25 protein-coding genes and 1 pseudogene are annotated in these 25376 nt (G+C 64.6%); 18 read left to right on the top strand and 8 right to left on the bottom strand.

Annotated elements, in window-relative coordinates:
- Positions 1 to 4 precede the first annotated feature (4 nt).
- Together U5A82_RS05725 and U5A82_RS05720 are read right to left on the bottom strand one after the other, a co-directional pair.
- Positions 5 to 2542, bottom strand: coding sequence for a penicillin-binding protein 1A (locus U5A82_RS05725; protein ID WP_326289355.1), 2538 nt, complete (start codon positions 2540 to 2542; stop codon positions 5 to 7).
- A gap of 205 nt (positions 2543 to 2747) precedes the next feature.
- Positions 2748 to 4028 carry an N-acetylmuramoyl-L-alanine amidase gene (locus U5A82_RS05720; protein WP_326289353.1) on the bottom strand — a complete coding sequence of 427 codons (1281 nt, stop codon included), beginning with the start codon at positions 4026 to 4028 and terminating at the stop codon, positions 2748 to 2750.
- Positions 4029 to 4561: 533 nt separating this feature from the next.
- Here U5A82_RS05720 and U5A82_RS05715 point away from each other — a divergent pair.
- The 9 genes and pseudogenes from U5A82_RS05715 to U5A82_RS05675 all read left to right on the top strand — a co-directional run bounded on the left by U5A82_RS05715 (position 4562) and on the right by U5A82_RS05675 (position 13452).
- Positions 4562 to 7312: an Rne/Rng family ribonuclease gene (locus U5A82_RS05715; protein WP_442802203.1), complete on the top strand. Its 2751-nt coding sequence runs from the start codon at positions 4562 to 4564 to the stop codon at positions 7310 to 7312.
- A gap of 161 nt (positions 7313 to 7473) precedes the next feature.
- Positions 7474 to 8823 (top strand): M48 family metalloprotease, encoded by a 1350-nt coding sequence (locus tag U5A82_RS05710; RefSeq protein WP_326289350.1) that lies wholly within the window; start codon positions 7474 to 7476, stop codon positions 8821 to 8823.
- A 2-nt stretch (positions 8824 to 8825) separates the two neighbouring features.
- Positions 8826 to 9593, top strand: coding sequence for a DsbA family protein (locus tag U5A82_RS05705; RefSeq protein WP_326289349.1), 768 nt, complete (start codon positions 8826 to 8828; stop codon positions 9591 to 9593).
- A 203-nt stretch (positions 9594 to 9796) separates the two neighbouring features.
- Positions 9797 to 9931: a 50S ribosomal protein L34 gene (gene rpmH / locus U5A82_RS05700; protein ID WP_021317369.1), complete on the top strand. Its 135-nt coding sequence runs from the start codon at positions 9797 to 9799 to the stop codon at positions 9929 to 9931.
- 35 nt (positions 9932 to 9966) lie between these two features.
- A pseudogene (gene rnpA / locus U5A82_RS05695) lies at positions 9967 to 10353 on the top strand (ribonuclease P protein component); the annotation flags it as partial.
- Positions 10354 to 10460: 107 nt separating this feature from the next.
- Positions 10461 to 10673, top strand: coding sequence for a membrane protein insertion efficiency factor YidD (yidD, locus tag U5A82_RS05690; RefSeq protein ID WP_326289341.1), 213 nt, complete (start codon positions 10461 to 10463; stop codon positions 10671 to 10673).
- 29 nt (positions 10674 to 10702) lie between these two features.
- Positions 10703 to 12409, top strand: a complete 1707-nt coding sequence (gene yidC / locus U5A82_RS05685) for a membrane protein insertase YidC (RefSeq protein ID WP_326289339.1) — start codon at positions 10703 to 10705, stop codon at positions 12407 to 12409.
- Between the two features lie 86 nt (positions 12410 to 12495).
- Positions 12496 to 13143: a ribosome biogenesis GTP-binding protein YihA/YsxC gene (gene yihA, locus U5A82_RS05680; protein ID WP_326289338.1), complete on the top strand. Its 648-nt coding sequence runs from the start codon at positions 12496 to 12498 to the stop codon at positions 13141 to 13143.
- Between the two features lie 6 nt (positions 13144 to 13149).
- The gene (locus U5A82_RS05675) at positions 13150 to 13452 is read left to right on the top strand and encodes an alkylphosphonate utilization protein (protein WP_326289337.1); all 303 of its coding nucleotides are present in this window, start codon (positions 13150 to 13152) and stop codon (positions 13450 to 13452) included.
- A 28-nt stretch (positions 13453 to 13480) separates the two neighbouring features.
- Here the strand turns inward: U5A82_RS05675 and U5A82_RS05670 are convergent, their stop codons facing one another.
- The gene (locus tag U5A82_RS05670) at positions 13481 to 14032 is read right to left on the bottom strand and encodes a 2'-5' RNA ligase family protein (RefSeq protein ID WP_326289335.1); all 552 of its coding nucleotides are present in this window, start codon (positions 14030 to 14032) and stop codon (positions 13481 to 13483) included.
- A 125-nt stretch (positions 14033 to 14157) separates the two neighbouring features.
- Here U5A82_RS05670 and U5A82_RS05665 point away from each other — a divergent pair, with 125 nt between their 5' ends.
- From U5A82_RS05665 to U5A82_RS05650, 4 genes are all read left to right on the top strand, one after another.
- Entirely contained in the window at positions 14158 to 14604 is a 447-nt protein-coding gene (locus tag U5A82_RS05665; protein WP_326289333.1) for a pyridoxamine 5'-phosphate oxidase family protein, read from the top strand.
- Complete coding sequence (locus U5A82_RS05660; protein WP_326289331.1) at positions 14605 to 15006, top strand: DoxX family protein; 402 nt, start codon at positions 14605 to 14607, stop codon at positions 15004 to 15006.
- 245 nt (positions 15007 to 15251) lie between these two features.
- Positions 15252 to 17300, top strand: a complete 2049-nt coding sequence (locus U5A82_RS05655) for a carbon starvation CstA family protein (RefSeq protein ID WP_326289330.1) — start codon at positions 15252 to 15254, stop codon at positions 17298 to 17300.
- Entirely contained in the window at positions 17297 to 17482 is a 186-nt protein-coding gene (locus tag U5A82_RS05650; protein WP_326289328.1) for a YbdD/YjiX family protein, read from the top strand. Before U5A82_RS05655 ends, U5A82_RS05650 begins: the two co-directional genes overlap by 4 nt.
- Positions 17483 to 17737: 255 nt before the next feature.
- Here U5A82_RS05650 and U5A82_RS05645 read toward each other — a convergent pair whose 3' ends face one another.
- Both U5A82_RS05645 and U5A82_RS05640 read right to left on the bottom strand, forming a co-directional pair.
- On the bottom strand, positions 17738 to 18655 hold the full coding sequence (locus U5A82_RS05645; RefSeq protein ID WP_326289325.1) for an XdhC family protein: 918 nt from the start codon (positions 18653 to 18655) through the stop codon (positions 17738 to 17740).
- Between the two features lie 172 nt (positions 18656 to 18827).
- Positions 18828 to 19496: a S24 family peptidase gene (locus U5A82_RS05640; RefSeq protein ID WP_326289324.1), complete on the bottom strand. Its 669-nt coding sequence runs from the start codon at positions 19494 to 19496 to the stop codon at positions 18828 to 18830.
- Positions 19497 to 19611: 115 nt separating this feature from the next.
- Between U5A82_RS05640 and U5A82_RS05635 the strand changes: the two genes are divergently transcribed.
- On the top strand, positions 19612 to 19797 hold the full coding sequence (locus tag U5A82_RS05635) for a hypothetical protein (protein WP_326289322.1): 186 nt from the start codon (positions 19612 to 19614) through the stop codon (positions 19795 to 19797).
- Complete coding sequence (locus U5A82_RS05630) at positions 19794 to 20165, top strand: hypothetical protein (RefSeq protein WP_326289320.1); 372 nt, start codon at positions 19794 to 19796, stop codon at positions 20163 to 20165. The genes U5A82_RS05635 and U5A82_RS05630 overlap by 4 nt, the downstream gene beginning before the upstream one ends.
- Positions 20166 to 20229: 64 nt before the next feature.
- On the opposite strand, the gene U5A82_RS05625 is transcribed toward U5A82_RS05630, so the two are convergent.
- Together U5A82_RS05625 and U5A82_RS05620 are read right to left on the bottom strand one after the other, a co-directional pair.
- Positions 20230 to 21189: a hypothetical protein gene (locus tag U5A82_RS05625; RefSeq protein WP_442802202.1), complete on the bottom strand. Its 960-nt coding sequence runs from the start codon at positions 21187 to 21189 to the stop codon at positions 20230 to 20232.
- Positions 21190 to 21244: 55 nt separating this feature from the next.
- Positions 21245 to 22471, bottom strand: coding sequence for a TIGR04063 family PEP-CTERM/XrtA system glycosyltransferase (locus U5A82_RS05620; protein WP_326289317.1), 1227 nt, complete (start codon positions 22469 to 22471; stop codon positions 21245 to 21247).
- A 90-nt stretch (positions 22472 to 22561) separates the two neighbouring features.
- Here U5A82_RS05620 and U5A82_RS05615 point away from each other — a divergent pair, with 90 nt between their 5' ends.
- Genes U5A82_RS05615 through U5A82_RS05605 form a run of 3 tightly spaced genes read left to right on the top strand, consistent with a single transcriptional unit; the run spans position 22562 to position 24760 of the window.
- Complete coding sequence (locus tag U5A82_RS05615) at positions 22562 to 22699, top strand: hypothetical protein (RefSeq protein ID WP_326289315.1); 138 nt, start codon at positions 22562 to 22564, stop codon at positions 22697 to 22699.
- On the top strand, positions 22692 to 24056 hold the full coding sequence (locus tag U5A82_RS05610; RefSeq protein WP_326289313.1) for a DUF5935 domain-containing protein: 1365 nt from the start codon (positions 22692 to 22694) through the stop codon (positions 24054 to 24056). Before U5A82_RS05615 ends, U5A82_RS05610 begins: the two co-directional genes overlap by 8 nt.
- Positions 24053 to 24760 carry a hypothetical protein gene (locus U5A82_RS05605; protein WP_326289311.1) on the top strand — a complete coding sequence of 236 codons (708 nt, stop codon included), beginning with the start codon at positions 24053 to 24055 and terminating at the stop codon, positions 24758 to 24760. The genes U5A82_RS05610 and U5A82_RS05605 overlap by 4 nt, the downstream gene beginning before the upstream one ends.
- On the opposite strand, the gene U5A82_RS05600 is transcribed toward U5A82_RS05605, so the two are convergent.
- Entirely contained in the window at positions 24720 to 25274 is a 555-nt protein-coding gene (locus U5A82_RS05600; protein ID WP_326289309.1) for a type 1 glutamine amidotransferase domain-containing protein, read from the bottom strand. The two genes, U5A82_RS05605 and U5A82_RS05600, sit on opposite strands and share 41 nt — an antisense overlap.
- Between the last annotated feature and the right edge of the window lie 102 nt (positions 25275 to 25376).

Here is a 25376-nt window from a genome sequence, read left to right as displayed (position 1 = left end):
GAAATCAGTAGATGCCGCCCTGCCCCTCCAGAAAATCGGCGTCGTTGCGCTGACGGCGCTGGCCGGACGCGGCGCGGCTTTCGGCGACCTTGGCCTGCGCCTCCGCCTCTTCCTTGCGGATCGTGCGGCGGGGTTCGGATTCGGGTTTGAACGCTTCCCAGATCACGGCGGCTTTCGGCTCGCTGGTCGGCCAGGCGCCATAGACGCGCTTGCCCGACCGTCGGTCGATCGCGACCATGCGGATACCCGCCGGGGCGACGAAGGGCGTCTTGGGCATGGTTTCCAGCACCGGCGCCATCGCCGCTTTCCAGATCGGCGCGGCGATGCGGCCACCCTGCGCCCAGCCGCCAAGGCTTCGTGGCTGGTCGTAGCCGATATAGACGCCCGCCACGATGTCGGGCGATCCGCCCACGAACCAGACGTTGGTCGGGCCATTGGTGGTGCCGGTCTTGCCGAACAGCGGTCGTTTGAGGTCGGCCAGCACCGTGGCGGTGCCGCGCTGGACGACGCCTTCGGCGATATGGACGACCTGATAGGCGGTCATGGGGTTCATGACCTGCTTACCCTCCATGCCGAAGCGGGGCATCGGCTTGCCGTCCCAGTTCGCCATGTTGCAGCCATCGCACGGCCGCCAGCGTTCGGGCCAGATCACCTTGCCGCGCCGGTCCTGGACATAATCCATCACCTTGGACGGGAATTGGCGCCCCTGGTTGGCGAGCGTGGCATAGGCGTTGACCATCCGTTCCACCGTCGTCTCGCCCGCGCCCAGCGCGAAGGAGAGATAGGGTTTATAGTCGCCGATGCCCATCGCCTTGATCGTGCGCACGACGCGATCCATGCCGGTCTGGCTGGCGGCGCGCACGGTCATCAGGTTGCGCGACTGTTCGACGCCCCAGCGCATCGTCTGCGGCCCCGCGCTGCCGCCCGAGAAGTTGCGGAAGCATTTCTGGCCCAGGCCCGCGCCCTGATAGACGCACAAGGGGCCATCGACGATGATCGACGCAGGCGTCATGCCATTGTCGAGCGCGGCGGCATAGACGAACGGCTTGATGGTCGAACCGGGCTGGCGCATCGCCTGCGTCGCGCGGTTGTAGGAGGACAGGCGCGAATCGAAGCCGCCCTGCATTGCGCGGATGCGGCCCGAATGGACATCCTGCGCGACCATGCCGCCGGACACCGAGGGGATATTGCGCAGCGCCCAGCTCGATCCGTTGCGCGCCACGACGATCAGGTCGCCGGGCTGCATCGCGGAGAAGGCGGGGCCGCCTGTCTTGCGATAGGGCAGTTGTGCGGAGCCTGCCGGCAGCGTGCCGGTCGACCCGTCGGCAAAGCCGATCTGCGCGTCCGACGATGTGCGGCTGATGATGATCGCGACGCGCCATTGCGCATAATCGACGTCGATATAGCTGGCCGCCAGTTCGCGTTCCCAGCCCTTGTCGATATCGAGATGACCGACCGGCCCGGACCAGCCGCGCCCGGCGTCGAAGCGGAGCAGGCCGTTGCGCAGCGCGGTCGCGACATGGTCCTGCACCACCGCGTCATAGGGGCTGCGAACCCACAGGCCGCCGGCATAGACGCTGTTGGGGCCGTCCTCCGCCTTTTCGCCGAACAGCCCGATCAGGCGGCGGCGCACTTCCTCCATATAATAGCCACCAGCGCGCGCATCGAAGCTGGAGCCATGCGCGGCGACGGTGCCCAGTGGCAAGGCGGCGGCGGCATCCCGCTGCGCCTGTGTGATCCATCCGCTCTTGACCATTTCGCTCAGCGCCCAGTTGCGACGGTCGAGCGCGCGGGCCATGCCGCTCTCGCTTTCGGGGCGGTAATTGGCCGGCCCCTTGGGCAGAATGGCGAGATAGGCCATTTCGTGCAGCTGGAGATCGGCGACATCCTTGTCGAAATAGGCGCGCGCGGCGGCCTGGACGCCATAGGCGTTGCGGCCGAGGAATATCTGGTTGAGGTAGAGTTCGAGGATCTGCTGCTTGGACAGCACGCCTTCCATGCGATAGGCCAGGATCATCTCCTTCACCTTGCGCGTGGGCGAATATTCGTCGCCGATCAGCAGATTCTTGGCGACCTGCTGGGTGATGGTGGAGCCGCCGCGCGCGCGCTGGCCCGACCCCAGCTTGCTGGCATAATCGACCACCGCGCCGGCAAAGCCGGGGATGTCGACGCCATGATGTTCGAAAAACGTCTTGTCCTCCGCCGCCAGATAGGCGTGGATCAACTGCTGGGGATAATCGCTATATTGCAGCTGGACGCGGCGTTCGCGGGCATAGCTGTGCACCGGCTGGCCATTGATGTCGCGCACGATGGTCGGCAGCGGCGGTTCATATTCCAGCAGCGTCGCGGCGTCGGGCAGCCCCCGCGCGAAGATCAGCCAGAACAGCCCGAGGCCAAGCAGCACCGCGCCGAGCGCAATCGCGACCCAACGGATGAACCGACGGCCCCAGAGCGGACGCAGCCGACTGAAAAAGCCCCCCGCGTCGCGGCGCAGGCGATAGGCGAAGGACGACGGGGCGGTATCGGAACGGGCCTCTTCCATGGGAAAGAGGCTCTAGGGTCAAATTGCGGCCAAGGCCAGTGGGCATGACGCGATCCGACGCATCTGTCGATACGCCCTGCCCCTTTGCGTGACGCTCACCCCTTAACTTCCCACATTTCCCGCAGATTTCGACATAATGTTACGCACCGTTGATCCTATCGGAAAGTTACCCCGATAATAGCGAACGCGCGCGTGGTAGGACAGATTAGCCGCCCACCGCGCCGTTTCGCATCGCCAGCTTGCGGGCGAAATGCACCTCGATCGCGCGGGCGACGCCACGGGCGATCTTCCCCTGCCCCTCGCGCGACGACAGGAAGGCCGCATCGTCGGCATTGCTGATATAGCCGGTTTCGAACAATACCGACGGCGTGTCGGGCGCCTTCAGCACCATCAGCGAGGCGAAGCGATGATAGGCGCTGCGGAAGGACATATAGGGCGCGGCCTCGCGCTGGAGCAATCGGGCGAAATTGGCCGAGATGTTCATCGATTCGCGTTGCGTCAGGTCGATGAGGATCGAGGACACGTCGCCCGACTGGCCGCCCAGATTGACGCCGTTGATGATGTCGACCTTGTTTTCGCGCGCCGCCAGACGGGCGGCCTCCCGGTCGGACGCGGTTTCCGACAGCGTATAGACGGTGGCGCCATGCGCTTCGGTATTTTCCGCTGCGTCCGCGTGGACGGATATGAACAGGTCCGCGCCCAGCTTGCGCGCGATGCCATAGCGTTCCTGCAACACCAGATATTTGTCGTCGTCGCGGGTCAGCGCCACGCGCACCCGGCCGGATTTGACCAGCTGGTCGCGAATCGCCTGGGCGATGGCCAGCGTCACATCCTTTTCGCGCTTCCCATTTTCCCGGTTGATCGCGCCGGGATCATGGCCGCCATGGCCTGCGTCGATCACCACCAGGGGCCGCGCGCCGTCATGCGCGCCCTCCACCGGCGGCAAAGACACGCCGCGCGCGGCGGCCGGTATCGGGACGCTGATCGAATGGAGGCGCTTTTGCGGGCGCGCCGCCATGTCGACCGGCGCATCGAACCGCATCCGCCCCTTGCCCAGTTCGGTGCGGAAGCGGGCGTCGCTGACGCCCTGGAGCGAGAAGCTAAGCGATTTGCCGTCCTGCGCCATTTGCGGATTGCCGAGCGTCGCGGGTACGGACAGGTCCAGCACCACGCGCGCCGTGCCGTCGCTCAATTGCCCCTGCCGCACCGCGGCGATCGCGCCGTTGCCGGGGGAAAAGCTGCCCCGGCTCATCTGTGCGCCCGGGATGTCGAGGGCGATACGGCGGGGCGAATCCAGCAGGAATGCCGACGCACCGTCGATGCGATCGTCGAAGCGCACGACAACCCGGTCGTCCTGCACGTCCACGCCGGAAATACCACCGGCGCTGCCAGGTACCGCCATCAATATCGTGCCTGCCAGGGCAAGGCTTTGGAACATGCGCCGCTTGTGCAACGCGTTCCGATCGGCCGTCCAGCCAAATGTCATCCGGGTTAATCCGTTCAGCGTCCCCACGCTAAACCCCGGATTAAGCATCGCCCCTTTTGACCCGGTAAAATGAGACGGTTAACTCGCCCTTCACGACAAATATGCGATCGGTCACAGCCATCGGATGGCGCGGCATTATATTTCAGGCGACCGTTGCTCCGTCGCTATTTGACTGCTACCCATTCATATTCCTGCAAGACTTGTCGATAGTACGGCGACTTGGGGGAGGACAAGACAGGCACCGACGGACGCACTCCTTGCGTTTATGGCGCTTCAACCAGGTTGACGCTGCATGAGGCATGATTTCCATTCCACGCTAGCCCCGGTCACGGGCGATGCGGCGTGGATGGTCCGGCCCGGCGATATGTCCGGCCCTGCCGACGCAGCAGACGCGCACAATCACCTTCAAACCCGGACGATGCCGATATCCGCGCCCATCATGGTGCGCGCCCGGCCGTCCCTTCACTATCGCGTGGCGGCGCGGCCCTGTGCCGCAGCCCGCCCACGCCGGAGACATTTACATGACAATGCGTATGCTGATCGATGCGCGCCACCGGGAAGAGACCCGGGTCGCGGTCGTCAAGGGTAACCGGATCGAGGAGTTCGACTTCGAGTCCGCAGAGCACAAGCAGCTCAAGGGCAATATTTACCTGGCCAAGGTCACCCGCGTGGAGCCATCGCTCCAGGCGGCGTTCGTGGATTATGGCGGCAACCGCCACGGCTTCCTGGCATTCAGCGAAATCCACCCCGATTACTACCAGATCCCGCGTGAGGACCGCGAAGCGCTGCTGCGCGAAGAGCGCGCCCATGCCGAGGAAGAGGCCGCGCTGCGCGCCGATTTCGACGATGACGACGATCATGAGCTGGACCACGACCCGATCGCGCCCGAGGGCGGCGTCGAATATGTCGAGGCGACCCATCATCATGACGATGACGAAGGCGGCGAAGAAGGCGAGCAGCCCGAAGGCGAAGGCAGCAACGACGGGGCCAATGGCGCGCCGAACGGCCGCCGTGGTGGCGGACGCGGTCGCGGCCGAGGTGGCGACGACGCCGCCGACGAACTGCGCCGCAAGCGCATGGCGCTGCGCCGTCGCTACAAGATCCAGGACGTCATCAAGCGCCGCCAGGTGCTGCTGGTTCAGGTCGTCAAGGAAGAACGCGGCAACAAGGGCGCGGCGCTGACCACCTATTTGTCGCTGGCCGGTCGCTATTGCGTACTGATGCCCAACACCAGCCATGGCGGCGGCATTTCGCGCAAGATCAGCAATGCGGCCGACCGCAAGCGGTTGAAGTCGATCATCGCCGAAATGGCGCTGCCCTCGTCCATGGGCTGCATCGTGCGCACCGCTGGCCTTCAGCGCACCAAGCCGGAGATCAAGCGCGACTTCGACTATCTGGCCCGCCTGTGGGACGAGATTCGCGAAAAGACGCTGAGCGCCGCCGCGCCCGCACTGATCCACAATGACAGCGACCTCATCAAGCGGGCGATCCGCGATATCTACAACAAGGATATTGAGGAAGTCATCGTCGAGGGCGAGCATGGCTATCGCGCGGCCAAGGATTTCATGCGCCTCCTGATGCCCAGCCATGTGCGCCGCGTGAAGCAATATGCCGACCCGGTATCGCTGTTCCAGCGCGCCAGCGTCGAAGAACAGCTGGCGGCCATGTATAATCCGGTCGTGCAGCTGAAATCAGGCGGCTATCTGGTCATCAACCCGACCGAAGCCTTGGTGTCGATCGACATCAACTCCGGCCGGTCGACCCGCGAACATGGGATCGAACAGACCGCCGTCGCCACCAACCTGGAAGCCGCGCGCGAAATCGCGCGTCAGTTGCGCCTGCGCGACATGGCGGGCCTGGTCGTGATTGACTTCATCGACATGGAGGTGAACTCCAACATCCGCAAGGTCGAGAAGGCGATGAAGGAAGCGCTGCGCGACGATCGCGCGCGCATCCAGGTCGGCCGCATCTCGGGCTTTGGCCTGATGGAAATGAGCCGCCAGCGCCTGCGCACCGGCGTGCTGGAAGCGTCCACCCGCCAGTGCCCGCATTGCGAAGGCACCGGCCTGGTCCGTACCGCATCGTCGGCGGGCCTGGGCGCGCTGCGCATGCTGGAAGAGGAAGCGGCGCGCGGTCGCGGCAACCTCATCACCCTGCGCGCCAGCCAGGAAGCGGCCTTCTACGTGCTGAACAACAAGCGCGCCGAACTGGACGAGATCGAGCAGCGCTATGGCGTGCGGATCGAAATCCTGCCCGATGGCGAAGTCGAAGGCGCGCGCATGTCGGTCGAGGCCAGCGGGCCGCGCCCCGAGCGTGTCGTGAGCTACGCGCCCCTGCCGGAAGAGGATGACGATCTGGACGTCATCGAGGAGGAAGAAGAGGAAGAGGTCGAGGAGGCCGAAGCCGAAGTCGAATCCGAGCGCGAAGAACGCAGCGATCGTGGCGAACGCGGGGACGAAGATCGCGACGGTGGTCGCCGTCGTCGTCGCCGCCGTCGCCGTCGTGGCGGACAGCGCGAGGAGAATCGCGGCGAAGGCGGCGAGGAAGAGGCTGGCGACACCGCCGATGCGGATGCCGAGGGTGATGCCGAATTGGACGAGGAAGCCACCAGCGAGGCGGTCGACGCGCCGGTGGAAGCCGCAGCCGGTGACGACGAGGAAGGCGGCGCCCGCCGTCGTGGTCGTCGTGGTCGTCGTGGTGGTCGTCGCCGTCGCGAGGGTGGCGAAGACGCCACGACGGTCGAAGCGGATGCTGGCGAAGCCGAGCAGGCCGAGCCCGTGGCTGAAGCCGCTGAACCGGTGGTCGAAGCCGTGGTCGAGGACGCGCCCGCCGAGGACGCGCCCAAGACCCGTCGTCGCCCCCGCGCTCGTAAGCCCAAGGCGGATGCCGAGCCGGTAGCGCAAGCGCCCGTCGAACCTGTCGCAGCCGCCGAGCCGGTCGAAGCCGTCGCCGAGGAAGCGCCCGCTAAGCCCAAGCGCACCCGTCGCAAGAAGGCGGATGTCGCTGCAGAGGACGCAGCGCCTGCCGCCCCGTCGATCGCCGACGAAGCGACGGCGGAACCCGTGGCCGAAGAGGCCCCGGCCAAGCCCAAGCGTACGCGCCGGAAGAAGGTTGTCGCCGAAGCCGACGTAGAGGACGCAGCACCCGCCGCCGAACCGGTAGCGCAGGACGCCGCGCCGCAAGCGCCCACTCCCGAAACCGCCGACAACAATGCCGGCGATGAGGGCGAAGGCGACAATGGCGAGCCGCGTCGTGGCTGGTGGCAGCGCACCTTCGGTCAGTAAGACCGGGCGAACGTCAGAATGAACAAGCGCCGCTGCTCTTCCGGTCACGACCGGCGCGCAGCGGCGCTTTTCCTATGGTGCGCCTTCAGGGCAGGTTCAGCCCGGTTCGTGCAACAGGCGCGCGTGACTTTCTGCCTTCTTTGCTCGCAAGGCCGCCCCTGATGCGGCGGTCTTTCCAACTCTGCATCCTGGCCCTCGCCGCGCTCGCTTTCATGGCGCGGCCCGCCATGGCGCAACAGATATTGCGCGACGCTGAAACCGAAGCCTTCATGGCCGACATGTCGGGGCCGCTGGTCAAGGCGGCGGGCATGGACCCGCGCAACGTCCAGGTGATGGTGATCAACGATCCGGAGATCAACGCCTTCGTCGCGGGCGGGCAGATCGTCTGGGTGCATAGCGGCCTGATCGCGCAGGCCGACAATGTGAACCAGTTGCAGGGCGTGGTCGCGCACGAACTGGGCCATATCGAGGGCGGCCATATCATCCGCTCGGGCGAAGGGATCAAGGAAGCGACCAGCGTCACGCTGCTCAGCCTGGTGCTGGGGGCGGCCGCCATCGCGGCAGGCGGCGCGGAAGCGGGCATGGGCATTATGGGTCTGGGCCAGCAGGCGGCGATGAGCAAGTTCCTGGCCTTTTCGCGCGGACAGGAAAGCTCCGCCGACCTGGCCGGCGCGCGCTATTTGTCGAAGGCGGGGCTAAGCGGCAAGGGCAGCCTGGAATTCTTCAAGAAGCTGCAAAATCAGGAATATCGCCTCGCGATCCCGCAGGACAATAGTTATGGGCGCACCCATCCGCTGTCGGGCGAGCGCATCAATGTGCTGCGCGAAGTCTATAGCGTCGATCCCGCCTGGGACCGGCCGGTGGACAAGGCGTTGGAGGCGCGGTTCGAACGGATCAAGGCCAAGCTGATCGGCTTCGTGTCCGAACCCACGCAAACGCTGCGCAAATATCCCGAGACCGACCAGTCGCTGCCCGCTCATTATGCGCGCGCCTATGCCTGGCATAAGAGCGCCTATCCGCAAAAGGCGCTGGAGGAAGCCGACGCCCTGCTCGCCGCCGCGCCGCACGACCCCTATTTTCTGGAATTGAAGGGGCAGATATTGCTGGAAAGCGGCCGCCCCAAGGACGCCATAGCGCCCCTGCGCGAAGCGGTGAAGATCACCAGCCAGCCGCTCATTTCCGTGCTGTTGTCCCACGCGCTGATCGCGACCGAGGATGAGAGCAATTTCGCCGAAGCCGAACAGGTGTTGCGCCTGGCCGTCCAGCGCGACCGGGAAAATCCCTTCGCCTGGTATCAGTTGGGCGTCGTATACGCGCGGCGCGGCGATACGCCGCGCGCCGCGTTGGCGACGGCGGAACGCTATGCGATGATGGGGCAGCATCCCATGGCGCTGCGCAGCGCGGACGCCGCGATGCAGGGATTGCCAGCCGGGACGGTTGACTATCTGCGGGCGCAGGATATCGCGATGACATCCCGCGCGGCGATCGAGCAGCAGCGCAAGAAAAGATAGATATGACAGCCCAGACCCGGCCCAGCTTTCGCGCGGCCCTTTCCAACAGGACGATCCAGATGACCCTTGGCGCCTTCGCCCTCCTAGCGGCCGCCGCCGGCACCGCGTTCGCGGTGCAGGCACCCGCCAGCGTCAATGCTACCGATAAAGCCGCGATCGAAAAGATCGTGCACGACTATATATTGGAGCATCCCGAAATCATCCCGCAGGCGGTGGAGAAGCTTCAGGCCAAGCGGATGTCGGGCACGATCGACGCCAGCCGCAGCGCATTGGAAACCCCTTATGCGGGTGCTTGGGAAGGCGCGGCCAATGCCGACGTCACCGTGGTCGAATTTTTCGACTATGCGTGCGGCTATTGCCGCGCCTCGTTGCCTGACCTGGCCAAGCTGGTCGCGGGCGACGCGAAGGTAAAGGTCGTCTATCGCGAACTGCCGATCCTGTCGGAACAGAGCGGCGAGGCGGCCAAGGTGTCGCTGCTGGCGGCCGAGCACGGGCAATATATGGCCTATCACAAGGCGCTGTACGGGGCGGGCAAGGTCACGCACGACACGATCGTGGCGGCGGCGGCCAAGGCCGGGATTAGCAAGTCGGAAGCCGAATCGGCGATCGCATCGACCAAATATGACGCCGAAATCCAGTCCAACATCGCGCTTGCCCAGAAATTGCAGGCCAGCGGCACCCCGACCTTCGTGATCGGCGGCCAGGTGCTGAACGGCGCGGTGGGTTATGACGCGCTCAAGGCAGGCGTGGCGAGCGCGCGGGGGAAATAACCCGCTTCCGTTCGGTTCGAGCCTGTCGAGAACCCTTCCGCTTGGGTTCTCGACAGGCTCGAACCGAACGGAGCTATGGCGTGCTTCCACCATTGACTTGCCCCCCCTTTTGCCTATCGGACGCCCCCTGACCATGCGGCCGCTGCTTTGGCGGCCCTTTTTTGTCACGCCCGATTCTCTAGTTGTTTTTTGAGGAATGAACGATGAAGCGCACTTTTCAGCCGAGCAATCTGGTTCGGAAGCGCCGTCACGGTTTTCGCGCTCGCATGGCGACCCCCGGTGGCCGCAATGTGATTCGCGCCCGCCGTTCGCGCGGTCGCAAGAGCCTGAGCGCCTGATCGAAACGCCGCGAGAGACCGTCGCGCCTGCCATTATGAGCAGGCGTGCGGATTTTCTGGCGGCCAATCGTGGACGTCGCGCGCCGATGCCGGGATTCGTCCTGCTGGTGCGCGAACGCGGCGACGGCGATCCGGCCATGCGGATCGGCATTACAGTTACCAAGAAGATCGGCGGCGCCGTCATCCGCAACAGGATGAAGCGCCGCTTTCGCGTTCTGGCGCGCGAACTGCTGCCAACCCACGGCATCGCCGGGGCGGACCATGTGCTGATCGGCCGCGAAGGCGGGATCGAGCGTGACTTCGCCCTGTTGCACGCCGAGCTGGGCAAGGCGCTGGGCAAGATCATGACGCGGCCGATCGATCCGCCGCGCGGGCCGTCACGCGGAAAATCCGGGTCTGTTGCCAAAAGGCCTGCCGCCAGAAAGAGCGACGCGCTCCCGCGAAAGCGTGAGTCCAGTCCCGATGGCGCGACGATAGGCGATGGCGGAACTGGGTTCCCGCCTGCGCGGGAACATGAAGCACCCGAATCGTGATTGCCCGGCTGCTTATCCTGATCGCGCGCTTCTGGCAGATCGGCCCTTCGCGCATCCTGCCCCCCACTTGCCGCTACTCCCCGTCCTGCTCGGAATATGCAATTGTCGCGATCGGCAAATATGGCGCGATCAAGGGTAGCTGGTTGGGGTTCAAGCGGCTAATGCGATGCCACCCATGGGGCGGGTCGGGCTACGACCCGGTCCCCTGACACAGATATAAGACGGCGGAGCCGAACACGTGGACGACAAGAAGAATATCATTCTGGCGGTGTTGCTGACCGCGGCGATCCTGTTCGGCTGGCCCTATGTCTCGCATTATTTCTTTCCGGCGGCCAATCCGCCCGCGACTAAGATCGAAGGCGGAAAACAAACGCCCGTCGCCAATCCCAACGCCGATCCGGCAGCGGACAGCATCGGCGCGATTCGCGACCGCGCCATCGTGCTCAAGGAAAGCCCGCGTGTGCCGATCCGCACGCCTAAACTCACCGGATCGATCAACCTGAAGGGCGCGCGCATCGACGATATCGTGCTGCCGACCTATCGCGAAACGATCGCCAAGGATTCGCCCGCCGTCCGCCTCTACAGCCCCAGCGGCACGCAGGACGCTTATTTCGCAGGCTTCGGCTGGCAGGGCGAGGGTCTGAAGACCCCGAACAAGGATACGCTCTGGACCGCGCAGGGCAGCGAACTGACGCCGACCAGCCCGGTGACGCTGACCTGGAATAACGGCGCGGGGCAGCTGTTCGAAATCCGCCTGAGCGTTGATCAGAATTACATGATTTCCGCCGCGCAGAAGGTGTCGAACAGCGGCACGGGCGCAGTGGCGGTCAAGCCCTACAGCTATATCAGCCGCAACGGCATACCCAAGGACCCCGACACCTGGACCATCCATGTGGGGCCAATGGGCGTTTTCAACGGCGCAGCCAATTACGACGTCAACTACAAGGATCTGGACAAGGGGCCGTCGACCCAGAGCTTCCAGTCCAAGGGCGGCTGGATCGGCTTTACCGACAAATATTGGCTCTCCGCGCTGGTGCCCGGAACCGACGCCGATTTCGCGGGTCAGTTCCGCAAGGGCGCCGGTACGCAATATCAGGCGGACGCGGCGCTGGGTTCGACCATGCTCGCGCCCGGCAAGGCCGCGACGCAGACCATCCGCCTCTATGTCGGCGCGAAGGAAGTGAAGACGCTCCAGGCCTATGAGCGCGACGGCGTGAAGCTGTTCGACCGCGCGATCGACTGGGGCTGGTTCTACTGGTTCGAACAGCCGATCTTCGCGCTGCTCCACTGGCTGTTCGAAACGCTCGGCAATTTCGGTGTGGCCATCATCTGCCTGACCTTCGTGGTCCGCGCGCTGATGTTCCCCGTCGCCCAGCGCCAGTTCGCCAGCATGGCGGCGATGCGCGCGGTGCAGCCCAAGATGAAGGCGCTGCAAGAGAAGTATAAGGACGACAAGCCACGCCTCCAGCAGGAGATGATGGCGCTCTACAAGACGGAAAAGGTCAATCCGCTGGCGGGCTGCCTGCCCATCTTCATCCAGATCCCGATCTTCTTCGCACTCTACAAGGTGCTGATGCTGACGATCGAAATGCGCCACCAGCCCTTCGTGCTGTGGATCAAGGATCTGTCCGCGCCCGACCCGCTGCATATCCTGAACCTGTTCGGCCTGCTGCCCTTCACCCCGCCGTCCTTCCTGGCGATCGGTGTGCTGGCGCTGCTGCTGGGCATCAGCATGTATTTCCAGTTCAAGCTGAACCCCGCACAGATGGACCCGATGCAGCAGCAGATTTTTTCGATCATGCCGTGGATGATGATGTTCATCATGGCGCCGTTCGCGGCGGGCCTGCTGGTCTACTGGATCACCAACAACTGCCTGTCGATGGCGCAGCAATGGTGGCTGTATCGCCGCCATCCGGTGCTGAGCACCGCAACGGCGACGAAGTAATTCAGGCACCACACCCGTTCGTTTCGAGCTTGTCGAGAAACGGGTGCCTACGGTTCTCGACAAGCTCGAACCGAACGGAGTGTGGAATGATGGACCAAGACAATAACGACCTGATCGAGGACGCGCGCAAGCTCTTCGCAGGGCCGATAGCCTTTCTCAAATCCGCGCCGACGCTGGAATTCCTGCCCGACATGGACGTGAATGAGGTCGCCTTTGCGGGCCGGTCCAATGTCGGCAAATCCTCGCTGCTGAATGCGCTGACCAATCGCAACAGCCTGGCCCGGACGTCCAACACGCCGGGCCGGACGCAGGAACTGAACTTCTTCGACGTGGGCGAACCGCTCCAGTTCCGGCTGGTCGACATGCCGGGCTATGGCTATGCCAAGGCGCCCAAGGATATCGTGCGCAAATGGAAGTTCCTGGTGAACGACTATCTGCGCGGGCGCGCGGCGTTGAAGCGGGCGCTGGTGCTGATCGACAGCCGCCATGGCATCAAGGATGTCGATACCGACATGCTGGACATGCTGGACGGCGCGGCGGTCAGCTATCGCATCGTCCTGACCAAGAGCGACAAGATCAAGGCGAGCGAACTGGCCGCCGTGACGCAAGCCACCGCCGACGCGATCCGCAAACGCCCGGCGGCGCACCCCGACATCATCGCCACGTCGAGCGAAAAGGGCATGGGCATAGCCGAACTGCGCGCCGCGGTTCTGGAAAGCGTGACGCAGGGATAGATCGCCATGGCCGACGACGATTATGTCTATGACGAAGCCAGCGGCGAATGGATCAGCGCCAGCGACGCCACGCCGCAATCCGATGCGACCGACACTGTCGAGGTGCGCGATTCGGTGGGCAATCTGCTGGCCGATGGCGATCAGGTCACGCTGATCAAGGACCTGACGGTCAAGGGCGCGGGTCAGACGTTGAAGCGGGGCACATTGATCAAATCGATCCGCCTGACCGGCGACGCGCAGGAAATCGACTGCCGCTATGACGGGATCAAGGGACTGGTGCTGCGCGCGGAGTTCGTGCGCAAGCGCTGACCGGCCTCCCGACGTCGACCTGCTCGCTCTAAAACAAACTATATTGTGCGCTGCCCTGCAACGGCCAGGTTCCGACGATATCGTGCCGGGTCCGCCCGACATGACTGCATATCAGCACGACATCCTCCACTCGCCACCCAAAGCCGTCGATCCGCCGTTGCGCTGGCGGGCCGTCGCGGTAGAAAAGCGTCTGGTGTGGGCTGAAGGTCCAGTCTTTGCGCGGCAGCGCCCCGGCCCGCTTCATGGCGTCGGCCACCTGGCGCTGAAGGCGCGCCAAGGACGCATTGCTGCGCGATGGTCGCAGCGCCGCCGACCGACCACCATAGCTGAGCCGATCGAGTCGCAGGTCGAAGGGATCGGCCATGACGTCCGCCGCCGCCATCCGTAGTGTGTCGATCAGCGCCTGGGGATAGGCCTCCATGTCATTCGCGATGCTGAGCGTCACATGCTGATGCGCGGACGCTATGCGCGCCTCCCCGCCCGCCAATATCGCTGCATAATGATCGATCTGGCGCGCGACCGGTGGTGGCGGCTTTACCGCAAAGAACAGACGATAGGATGGGCCAGCCCGACGTCCCATGATGATGCTATCCCGAATCAGATGATTTGTTCGTTATATGTTCTCAATTCCGCGCTGTCGATGGGCGGAGGGAACCCGACTCGCCCCCTGCTGCGTTGGACCATGATCGAGCAAAGGAGAGACATATGGTGGAGCATACGATCGCCAGTCTGGCCGAGAAAATGCAGCAAATCGATTTTGCGATGCTGTCGACCCATACCGAGGACGGCCATATCGGCGCCCGTCCCATGAGCAATAATCACGATGTCGCCCATGGTGGCGACAGCTATTATTTCACGACCGAAGACACGCTGATGGTGAGGGACATCGAACGCGACCCCCGCGTCAGCCTGTCCTTTCACGGCAAGAGCGGCCTGTTCGGCCAGCGTCCCCTGTTCATCGCGCTGGAGGGCCGCGCCGACCTGATCCGCGACCGCGAACAGTTCGTGGAACATTGGAATCCCGACCTGGAAATCTGGTTCACGCAGGGCGCGGATACGCCCGGGCTGGTAATGATCCGGGTCCATGCCGAACGCGCCCATTATTGGGATGGCGAGGATGAAGGCGAGCTTGAAATCGACGTGATGCACTAAGTGGCGCGCGGCCGGATAATCGCCCGGATCGTGCTGGCCGCCGCCTATGGCTTTGCGGGCGTTGCGCATCTGACGCGGCCCGGTGGCTTCGTCGCGATCACGCCGCACTGGGTGCCGATGCCCGACCTGGTGGTGGCGCTGACCGGCATCGCCGAACTGGCTGGCGCGGTCGGATTGATGCTGCCCCGCCTGCGACGGGCGGCTGGGATGGGTTTTGCCCTCTATGCGCTGTGCGTCTGGCCCGCGAACATCAACCATGCGATCAACGATATTCCGCTGGGCGGCACGCATCTGAGCTGGTGGTATCACGGCCCGCGCCTGGCGTTGCAACCCGTCATCATCTGGTGGGCGCTGTGGGCCAGCGGCGTTGTGGACTGGCCCTTCCGCCGTGCTCGACGTTAACGGCGATCCGGGGATAGGGACGCCCGAACTATCTCGACACTAGGAATTGTGCGGGGGTAGAACGCGGGTATTTTGCGCGGCGCCTTCCCTTCGAACAGGCCGCGATGGGCATGGCGGGCTACCTTCGTTGGCATTGCCAAGGGGATGGGTGGAGGGGCGCTTCCGTTCCGCAAAGCTTGACGGTTGTCTTTCAGGTCCAGCAGCTTAGGGTGCCCCCGATATTTCGATCATAGCGGCGAGGCGGCATGACCCGGCACATACCCTGGATTCTGACAGCCATCGTCGGCGCGATCGCCCTGACCGTCGTGGCGGTGTCGCGCGGCGAGGCTGTCAATGCCCTGTGGATCGTGGTCGCGGCGGTCTGCTGTTTCCTGGTCGCCTATCGCTATTATGCCCTGTTCATCGCGCGCCATGTGATGCGGCTCGACCCGGCGCGGCCGACGCCTGCGATCCGCCGCGCCGACGGACTGGACTATGTCGCGACCGACAAGAGCGTGTTGTTCGGCCATCATTTCGCGGCGATCGCGGGCGCGGGTCCGCTGGTGGGGCCGGTGCTGGCGGCGCAGATGGGATATTTGCCCGGCACGCTGTGGATCATCGCGGGCGTCGTGCTGGCGGGGGCGGTGCAGGATTTCATGGTCCTGTTCATTTCCATGCGCCGCGACGGCAAGTCGCTGGGCGAACTCATCCGCATGGAAATGGGGCAGGCTGCCGGGACGATCGCACTGTTCGGCGCGTTCATGATAATGGTCATCATCCTGGCCGTGCTGGCGCTGATCGTGGTCAAGGCGCTGGCGGAAAGCCCGTGGGGTATGTTCACCGTCGCCGCGACCGTGCCGCTCGCCATGGCGATGGGCGCCTATACGCGCTGGATCAGGCCCGGCCGGATCGGCGAAGTGTCGCTGCTGGGCCTTGTCGGCCTGCTCGCCGCGATCGTCTATGGTCAGGCGATCGCGGCATCACCGGTATGGGGGCCGCTATTCACCTTCACGCCGGTGCAGCTGTGCTGGATCCTGATCGGCTATGGCGCGGTCGCCTCTGTCCTGCCGGTGTGGCTGCTGCTCGCGCCGCGCGATTATCTCTCGACCTTCCTGAAGATCGGGGCGATCGCCGCGCTCGCCATCGGCATCGTCATCATGGCTCCGCCGCTCAAGATGCCCGCGCTCACGCAATTCGTCGATGGCGGTGGACCGGTCTGGTCAGGCGGCCTCTTCCCCTTCCTGTTCATCACCATCGCCTGCGGCGCGGTGTCGGGTTTCCATGCGCTCATTTCCAGCGGCACCACGCCCAAGCTGATCGCCAGCGAAGCCCATGCGCCGATGATCGGCTATGGCGCGATGCTGATGGAGGCGTTCGTGGCGATCATGGCGCTGGTCGGTGCGTCGATCCTGGACCCCGGCATCTATTTCACGATGAACAGCCCGGCCGCGCTTATCGGCACCGATGCGGCGAGTGCGTCGGCCGCCGTCACCGCCATGGGCTTTCCGATCTCGCCCGACTTCATCACCCAGACGGCCAAGGATGTGGGCGAACATAGCATCATCAGTCGCGCAGGCGGCGCACCGACGCTGGCGGTGGCGATGGCGGAAATCTTCAGCCATGTCGTCGGCGGGCCAGCGATGAAGGCCTTCTGGTATCATTTCGCGATCCTGTTCGAGGCGCTGTTCATCCTGACCGCCGTCGATGCGGGCACCCGCGCCGGGCGGTTCATGCTACAGGATCTGATCGCGCTGGCTGTGCCGTCCTTCAAGGACAGCACGGGCCAAGCGCCCGGCATCATCGCCACGGCGCTCACCGTGGCGGCCTGGGGCTTCTTTCTTTATCAGGGCGTCACCGATCCGCTGGGCGGGGTGAATACCCTCTGGCCGGTGTTCGGCATTTCCAACCAGATGCTGGCGGCGATCGCGCTGATGCTGAGCACCGCCGTGCTTTTCCGCATGAAGCAGGACAAGTTCGCGTGGGTGACGATGGTGCCGACGGCCTGGCTGCTGATCTGCACCCTGTCGGCAGGCTGGCTCAAACTGTTTTCCGCCGATGCCAAGGTCGGCTTCCTGGCCCATGCGGCGAAGTTCAGCGCGGCGGCGGACGCTGGCGAGATAATCGGCCCCGCCAAATCGATGGCGGAGATGCAGCGCATCATCTTCAACGATCGGGTCGACGCCGCGCTGGTGGCGCTGTTCCTGGCGGTGGTGCTGGCGCTGTTCGGCTTTACGGTGAAGACCTGCATCGCCGCGCGCCGGGCAACCGCTCCCACCGCGCGCGAAATTCCCTCAAAGCTGGCGCCAGCGCAATGAGAGGCGTGTTCGATACCCTGCGCCGCACCGCGCGGTTGATGGTCGGCCTGCCCGATTATGACGCCTATCTGCGCCATATGGCCGCGCATCATCCCGATCGACCGGCGATGGACCGCATCCAGTATTTTCGCGACCGGCAGGAAGCGCGCTATGGCGGCAAGAATGGCGGACGCTGCTGCTGAGTTGAACGGCAGAATGAGGCGTTGCAGCCAAAGGCTGCCTTTCGCAATTGTGTAATATTACATTTGTAAAATCGACATATGCGACAATAAATTTCAACTTTATGCCATTTGGGGTATTGAACCTTCCAGTGACTTTGTTAACGCGCGCCGGTCCTTTGTGCCCGACAGCGTGAGGGATGTGCCCCCTGCCCGTCCCTTGCGGCGGGGGGCACTCATTAACCGTCCTTTTCTCGCCATATCTGCCGACGGCTGAGATTAACGCTGGGCGTTGAACCCCGCGATCATGCCCGCGCTGATCGACAGCGCGATTTCCGCCGCGCCGATCGCGCCGATATCGATGCCTGCGGGACCGTCGATGCGGCGCAGATCGTCCGGCGCGAATCCCATCGCGCCCAGTCGCTCCAGCCGCGCCGCGTGGCTTTTGCGCGAACCCAGCGCCGCGATATAGCCGGTCGGCGCGCGCAACGCGGCGACCAGGGCAGGATCGTCGATCTTGATGTCGTGGCTCAGCGTCACCACCGCCGTCGATTCCCCCGGGACATGCGCCGCGATCGCCTCGTCCGGCCAGCGGTCGTCCAGTTCGACGCCCGGAAAGCGCTCAGGCGTCAGGAAGCGGCCGCGCGGGTCGATCACCACCGGCGTCACGCCGATCGCCTGCGCCAGCGGCACCAGGCTCTGGGCGATCTGCACCGCGCCGACGATCAGCAGGCGGCGTGGCGGATCATAGCGATTGAGGAAATCGCCCGCATCGCCCGCCTCTCGGGTCACGCCGCTGTCCAGGTCGGTCGCCAGCGTCAGGGGGCGGCCGCGCGCGCTTTGCGCTTCGATCCGGTCGAACAGCGCTGGCGAAAAGCCCGCCTCGCCGATCGGCTGGACCAAAACCGCAATCTCTCCGCCGCACGGCAGGCCGACGTCCCAGGCATCGCCATCGGCCACGCCATAGCGCGCCACATGAGGCGCGCGTCCCGCGATCACCTCGGCCGCGCGCTGCAACACGTCGCTTTCCACGCAGCCGCCCGACACGCTGCCTTCGAACCGGCCATCGGCATGGACGATCATATGGCTGCCGCGCGGTCGCGGGGCCGACCCCCATGTCGACACCACCGTCGCCAGCGCCAGCGGCGCACCGCGCCACTCGATCGCCTTGCGGATCACCGCGCCATTATCGTTCAATCGAAGCTCCTCCTGGCGTCGTTGCGCCGATCGCCTGTTCGGCAACACAACGCCACGTCCGGCTTGGCTATCCCGACCCGGCGACAAAAGATCCACTTGGCGGATATCAGGCGCACTTACGCCTAGAGCATAATCAGAGCCAGCAGATGATGCCATCTGCTTCGAAAATGCTCTAGTGCAAGCGCCTGCCGCTCCAGACGACCCGGCCGACAATATCCACCAAGGCCGGATCGATGTCGGTCCAATCGGGATAATGGGGATTGTCGCTGACCACGCTGAACCAGCCGCGCCGCGGCCCCATGGCGATACGCTTGACCATCAGCACACCGTCCAGCCTCAACACATAGACGCCATCGCGCAACCGGCCGGCGTCGTCGTCATGATCGACCATGATGTCGTCGCCATCGTTCAGCGTCGGCGCCATCAATTCGCCATCCACCCGGATGATCGACACGCGCTGCGGCCGAACGCCCAGATGGCGCAACCAGCGCGCATCGAACGCCATCACGCCCGCCGCCCGTTCATCGTCATCCAGCGACCCCTGTCCCGCCGATGCGCCGAGCGCCAATCGGGGCACGGCCACGACCGCCGGCACGCCCCGCATCGGGGCGGCGGTCGTGACGGCCACCGTCCCTCCACCCAGCATCTGTTCGGGCACGCCGAAATAGCGCGCCAGGACGCGGCGGTCCTCCTCGTCCAGTTTGCGCGGGGTGCCGCGTTTGATGAACTGCTGGATATAGGCCGGATTGCGCCCGATCAGCCGGGAAAGATCGGCATAATTCTCCCCGCGTTCGACGATCAGTCGATCGAGCGCGATCCGGGCATGCTGCGATTCATCCATATTCCATCCATAATGATAGGAATTTTCCTAGACAAGTAGGAAATTGGGTTTGAGATAGGAATATACCTATCGGCTCGCAGCGGGCGAGTCGCATTGAAAGGGGACAAGAAAGCCCATGTTGCTGCGAACGATCGAGCGATTTCTTCAGGACCATAATATCCCGCCGACTCGGTTCGGGCGCGATTGCGCGCGCGATCCGCGCCTGGTCTTCGACCTGCGCCTGGGGCGGGAACCCGGCGATCGGGTACGGAGAAGAATAGAACATTTCATGAACACATATCGCAGGAGCATCGGCCAATGACAAGCGCAGATCATCATTTCGGCCCATCCAACCTCATCCGAAATCAAGGAATAGGAAATCGGCAGGACGATCCTCTGCCGCGCCTGCTCTCCCAATTGCTCGACAAGGCGGGGCAACCCGCCATGATCGAGCGGGCGGTGAGCCGTCCCTGGGCCAGCGCCCTGTTCGAAGGTCGCCGCCACATCATCCGCCTGCGCATGAGCGGCGACGATTTCCCGAATCGCGGCACAGCTTTCATGCGTGACGTGGAGGATGCCGAATGGTCGCTGCCGGGGCATTTCGTCGCCGACGTCCATATCGACGATGGCGACGCCAATGACGAGGGCGTCTGGTTGGAACTGTCCGTTCTGACGATCAGGGACTGGTAGAATCATAAGCGGCGAACGACGGGGGGTCGTTCGCCGCTTCGATTATCCTTCGGGGATGCGTGGCTTAACGTCGCCCGGCCATGGCGCGCAGCGTTCCCAATGCGGCGCGCAGCGCTTCGTCGGCATCCCGCTCCACCGATGCCCGCACCGGCACGGCCGACGCGACCGGCATGTCGGCGATCACGCCATCTGGGGCGACAGCCGGAACCACCGTCCGCGTCCGGTGCGACAGGCCGCGTTCCAGACGGGCCGTCAGTTCGGCGATCGACAGGCCGTGGGTCGATCCCATCGGCAGGGGCGCGGGGCGCATGGGTTCGGCCGACGGGGTCGGCGCGGGCGCAACCTCGGGCGGCGTCCCTTCGACCTCGGCCGTCGGTGCTGCGGCTTCGCTCGCACCATCGTCCTGCATCGCATAGGTTTCGACCAGGGTCGGGGCAGTGAACGGACCGGCCGGGCGCAGGAAGGCAGGCTGCGGCAGATCCGCTTCCGCCAGCGGCTCCGGCGCGCTGGGCATGGGCAGATTGCTCAGCGGCACAACCGTGTCGCGTTCGGGCTGCCGATTCGCAACGAGCGGCCGACGGACCGATTCCGTGCGCGGAAAGATGTCGATCCCGTCGAAGTCGCGGCTGGCAAAGATCGGCGGGCGCGACGGCGCATCGGGATGCGCGTCTGCACGGCGCAAAACCGGCGCGTCCTGATCGATGTCCGATCCGGCGCGGCCCCGCGCCAGCGCGGTCAGCTTGGAGAATGCGAAACCCATTTTATGTGCTCCCTGGACGCGATGGGCGCGCCCTTTCCCATCTTCTATCGCCAAAAGGCCCGTATCGCGGCGTGTCAGACCGACCACACCCACCGCCATCAACCCGGCGAAACCCGCCATGATCAACCGGGCCTTGAGCCCCAGCGGCGGCGCGGCGGCAGGCAGCGCTTCGCTGAGGCCGCTCGACGCGACGACCATCTCGACCAGCCCGACCGGCATCCACAGGATCAGCAACGCCACCGCCAGGCCAGCCAATGCCGCCATCGCGAAGCCTCGCCTGCTGTCGACGCCTGCCGCCACCTGTCTGTTCAATCCTTGCTCATGCAGCGACTCGCGCGCCCATCGGACGCACCAGCAACCGCTGGTAAACGGGTTCATAACGTAAAATGTTTGACGACCAGTTACGCTCCCGCTCGACAAAAGCGCGCGCCACGGCGCGGCGTTCGTCCCATATCGTGCGATCGGCAAACAGGTCGGCCAGCGCCGTGGCGATCGCGGCCGGATCGTCCGGCGCAAACAATGTGCCGGTGACGCCATGCTCGATCAGCTCGCGATGCCCGCCAACGCTGGACGCCGCGACCAGCCGCCCCTGCGCCATCGCCTCCAGCGGCTTCAAGGGCGTCACCAGATCGGTCAACCGCATCGCCTTGCGCGGATAGGCCAATATGTCGACCTGCGCATAATAATGTTCGACCTGATCGTGCGGCACCCGACCAACGAAGACGATATGGTCGGCAAAGGGCGATGCCAGCGCCTGGTCGCGCAGCGCCTGTTCCATCGGGCCGCCACCGACCAGCAGCAGCTTGGCCCGGGGCCGCGCGCGCACGAGTCGCGGCATCGCCGCGATCAGATCGTCCAGCCCCTCATAATCATAGAAGCTGCCGATGAAGCCGACGATGTCCGCGCCCTCCAGCCCCAACTTCGCAGTCAGCGCCGGATCACGATCGACGGGCGCGCCGAACTGGTCCATGTCGACGCCATTGGGCGACACGACGATCTTGTCCGCCGCCACGCCCCGCGCGATCAGGTCGCCGCGCAACCCTTCGCAGATAACCGCGACGGCATCGGCGTTCCGCACCGCATGGCTTTCCAGCTGCCGCGTCAGCCAATAGCGCGGGCTGCCTTCCACCCCGGTGCCGTTGCCGACCGCCGCATCCTCCCAAAAGGCGCGGATTTCGTAGATTAGCGGCAGGCCATGACGCCTGGCCACACGCTGCGCGGCGATGGCGTTCAGCACCGGCGAATGGGCATGGATGACGTCCGGCTTCCACTGGCGCACCAGCGCGTCGATCGCATCGGCATGGGCCGCGATGTCGCGCCATTCGCGAATCAGCGGATTGCCGCTCGCCGCCTGTCCGGGTGTACGGTGGAAGGTCAGGCCGTCCACCACCTCCTGCAGCGGCCCTTCGGCCACATGACGATAGCCCGTGATGCCGCGCACATCCCAGCCGCGCGCCATTTGCGCGCGCAGGATCGCCCGGGTGCGAAAAGTGTAGCCGCTATGCAGCGGCAGACTGTGGTCCAGCACGTGGAGAATACGAGTCATAGCCCGACCTGTCTGCCGAAAAAGGTTTAACGGCCCGTCAACTCTGTCTCGCTAGTGGAGGCAAGTGCCGAACGGAATCATGCAACGCCTATGATCGACGCCCTCTCCCTGCTCATCAGCCATGGCGTGATCCTGCTCGCCGCCTGGCGGCTGTTGTCGCGCCCCGATCTGGACCGCGATCCGCCCCCACAGCGTCCTTCAGGCTCGGAGCCGCAGTCCGATGCGTGACCTGTTCTTCATCGCTTTTCTGGGCCTCTTCGGCCTCATGGGTCTGCGCCGTCCGTTTCTGCTGGTCGCGGTCTATGCCTATATCGACATCGTCTCGCCCCAGCGTCTGTCCTATTTCCTGCTCAACACCATTCCCATTTCCGCCATGGCCTTCGCCGCCATGGTGGGGGCATGGCTTGTCTTGGACGACAAGAAAGACTGCCGGTTCTCGGTACGACAGGGACTGATGCTCGTCCTTGTCGCCTGGTGCGGCTACACTACCTTGACCGCCGACTTCCCGGTCGAGGCGCTCACCAAATGGAACTGGGTGTGGAAGGCGATCATCGCGGGCATCTTCCTGCCGCTCGTCCTGCGCACGCGGCTGCGAATCGAGGCGCTCACCGTCTTCATGATCCTGTGCGCCAGCACCATCATCATCAATGGCGGCATGAAGACGGCGCTGTCGGGCGGCGGCTATGGCGTGCTCAACCTGATGGTCGAAAATAACAGCGGCCTGTATGAAGGCAGCATCATCAGTTGCGTCGCCATATCGTTGATGCCGCTGATCCTGTGGCTGTCCAGACATGGCACCATCTTCCCGCCCGACTGGAAGGTAAAGGGCTTCTGCTACGCACTGTGCCTGGCCTGCATGCTGATGCCGATCGGCACCGAAGCGCGCACGGGCCTGGTCTGCATCGTCATCCTGGCAGGCATGATGCTGATGCGGTCGAAACGGAAATTCGTCTATGGGCCGTTGCTGGCGGTCGCGGCGCTGGCCGCCATTCCCTTCCTGCCCGCCAGCTTCACCCAGCGGATGGAGACGATCGAGAATCATCAGGGCGACGAAAGCGCGTCGACCCGCGTCGCGGTGTGGATGTGGACGCTCGATTATGTGAAATCCCACCCGGGCGGCGGCGGCTTCGACAATTATCTTCAGAACAGCTTCACCTATGTCGCCCAAAGCACCGTCAGCGACAGCGGCGGCAGCCGCATCGAGCGGCGCGTCGTCACCGACCGGGGCCGCGCCTATCACAGCGCCTATTTCGAGATGCTGGGCGAGCAGGGTTATTTCGGCTTCTTCATCTGGGCACTGATCCACGGCATCTGCTTCATCCGCACCGAAAGAATACGCCGCCTCTATCGCCATAGAGACGGACCGGACGAAGGCTGGATCGCGCCCTTCGCCGTGGCGCTGCAACAGGGCCATGTCATCTACATGATCGGATCGCTGTTCGTGGGGATCGCCTATCAACCCTTCATCTTCATGATGCTGGCGCTTCAGATCGGGCTGGACACCTATATCAGCCGCCTGCGCAAGGATACCGCGAAGCGCGAGCTGGCCGCCGCCCTCATCCGGCGTCAGGGCGTTCCGGCATGACGGGGAAATTGGGCGCGTTCGGCGTTATCCACGGCCTCTTGCTGGGCCTGCTGCTCGCCTGCCCACTGGTCGCGCCGGGCCTGCTGCCGTGGGGGATCGACGCCCTGCTGCTGGTCGGCGGATTTCATCTGAGGCTGGCGGATCGGCGCTTCACCCTGCGCCCCGGCGTGGGAGAGTGGGTCAGCCATATCATGATGGCTCCGTCCCGCCTGATCGGCTGGATCGCCGTTGCAGCCGTCGCCATGCTGGCCGGGGACGAGAAGAGAGCGCTGGCGATCCTGCTGGCGGCGCTGGCCTGCGAATTGCTGGCTTACCCGCTTGCCACCCTGCTGCTTGGCCGTCGCGGCCTGGCCTGGGCGGCTTGCGTGTTGGGGCTGTTGATCATTGCAACCGGCCTGGCGGATCAGGTGGTCGTCCGGCTTATCCTGTGCTTCCTGATCGGCGTGGCGGGCTGCATGGTCTGGCTGCGGGGGCCGGATGGGGAGCCGCGCGCGCTGGCATGGGCATTGGGCGGCAGCCTCGCGGCGATCGTCGCCCCGTGGCTCTTTCCCCACTCGATGCCCTTCGCCGTGCCGACCTTCCTGGTCTGCACGGCGTGGGCGCTGGCGCATCTGTCGGTGCTGCGTCGTCAGGTCATGCCATGGCGACGCGACACCGCGCCGGTCAGGCTTCGACCGGCTGGGCTTCGGTCACCGCTTTCCTGAACGCCTCGACGAAGGCGGGGATATCGTCCGGATTCCGGCTGGTGATGATGTTGCCGTCTATCGCCACTTGCTGATCCACCACCTGCGCGCCGGCATTGGCCAAGTCGGTGCGCAGCGATGGCCAGGACGTCATCGTACGGCCGGACACCACCCCCGCCTCGATCAGCAGCCAAGGGCCGTGGCAGATCGCCGCGACGGGCTTGCCGGACTGGGCGAAGTCGCGGATGATCGCGATCGCCTGATCGTTCATGCGCAGCGTGTCAGGATTGGCGACGCCGCCCGGCAGGATCAGCCCGTCATATTCGGCGATCTTCACCGCCTCCAGCGTGATTTCGGGCGTGATCGTGTCGCCCTTCTTATCATGTTTCATGCCCTGGATGGGCTTGGTATCGGGCGAGGCGAGAACGACCTCCGCCCCGGCGTCGATCAGCGCCTGACGCGGATCGAACAGTTCGGACTGTTCGAAACCGTCGGTCGCGATGATCAGGATGCGGCTTTCCTCGATGGCGGGCATGACTATCTCCTTATGTGGGGCAGGCATGCTTAACGGGCGTCGGTGGCGGAAGTTGCGGAACGAAGCGATGAACGGCGGGTTTTCGGGCATGAGAAGGATAAG

Source organism: Sphingobium sp. CR2-8 (genome assembly GCF_035818615.1).
Taxonomy (GTDB): Bacteria; Pseudomonadota; Alphaproteobacteria; order Sphingomonadales; family Sphingomonadaceae; genus Sphingobium.
Note: the sequence above shows the minus strand (reverse complement) of the source record. Positions and strands in the feature narration are given on the sequence as shown.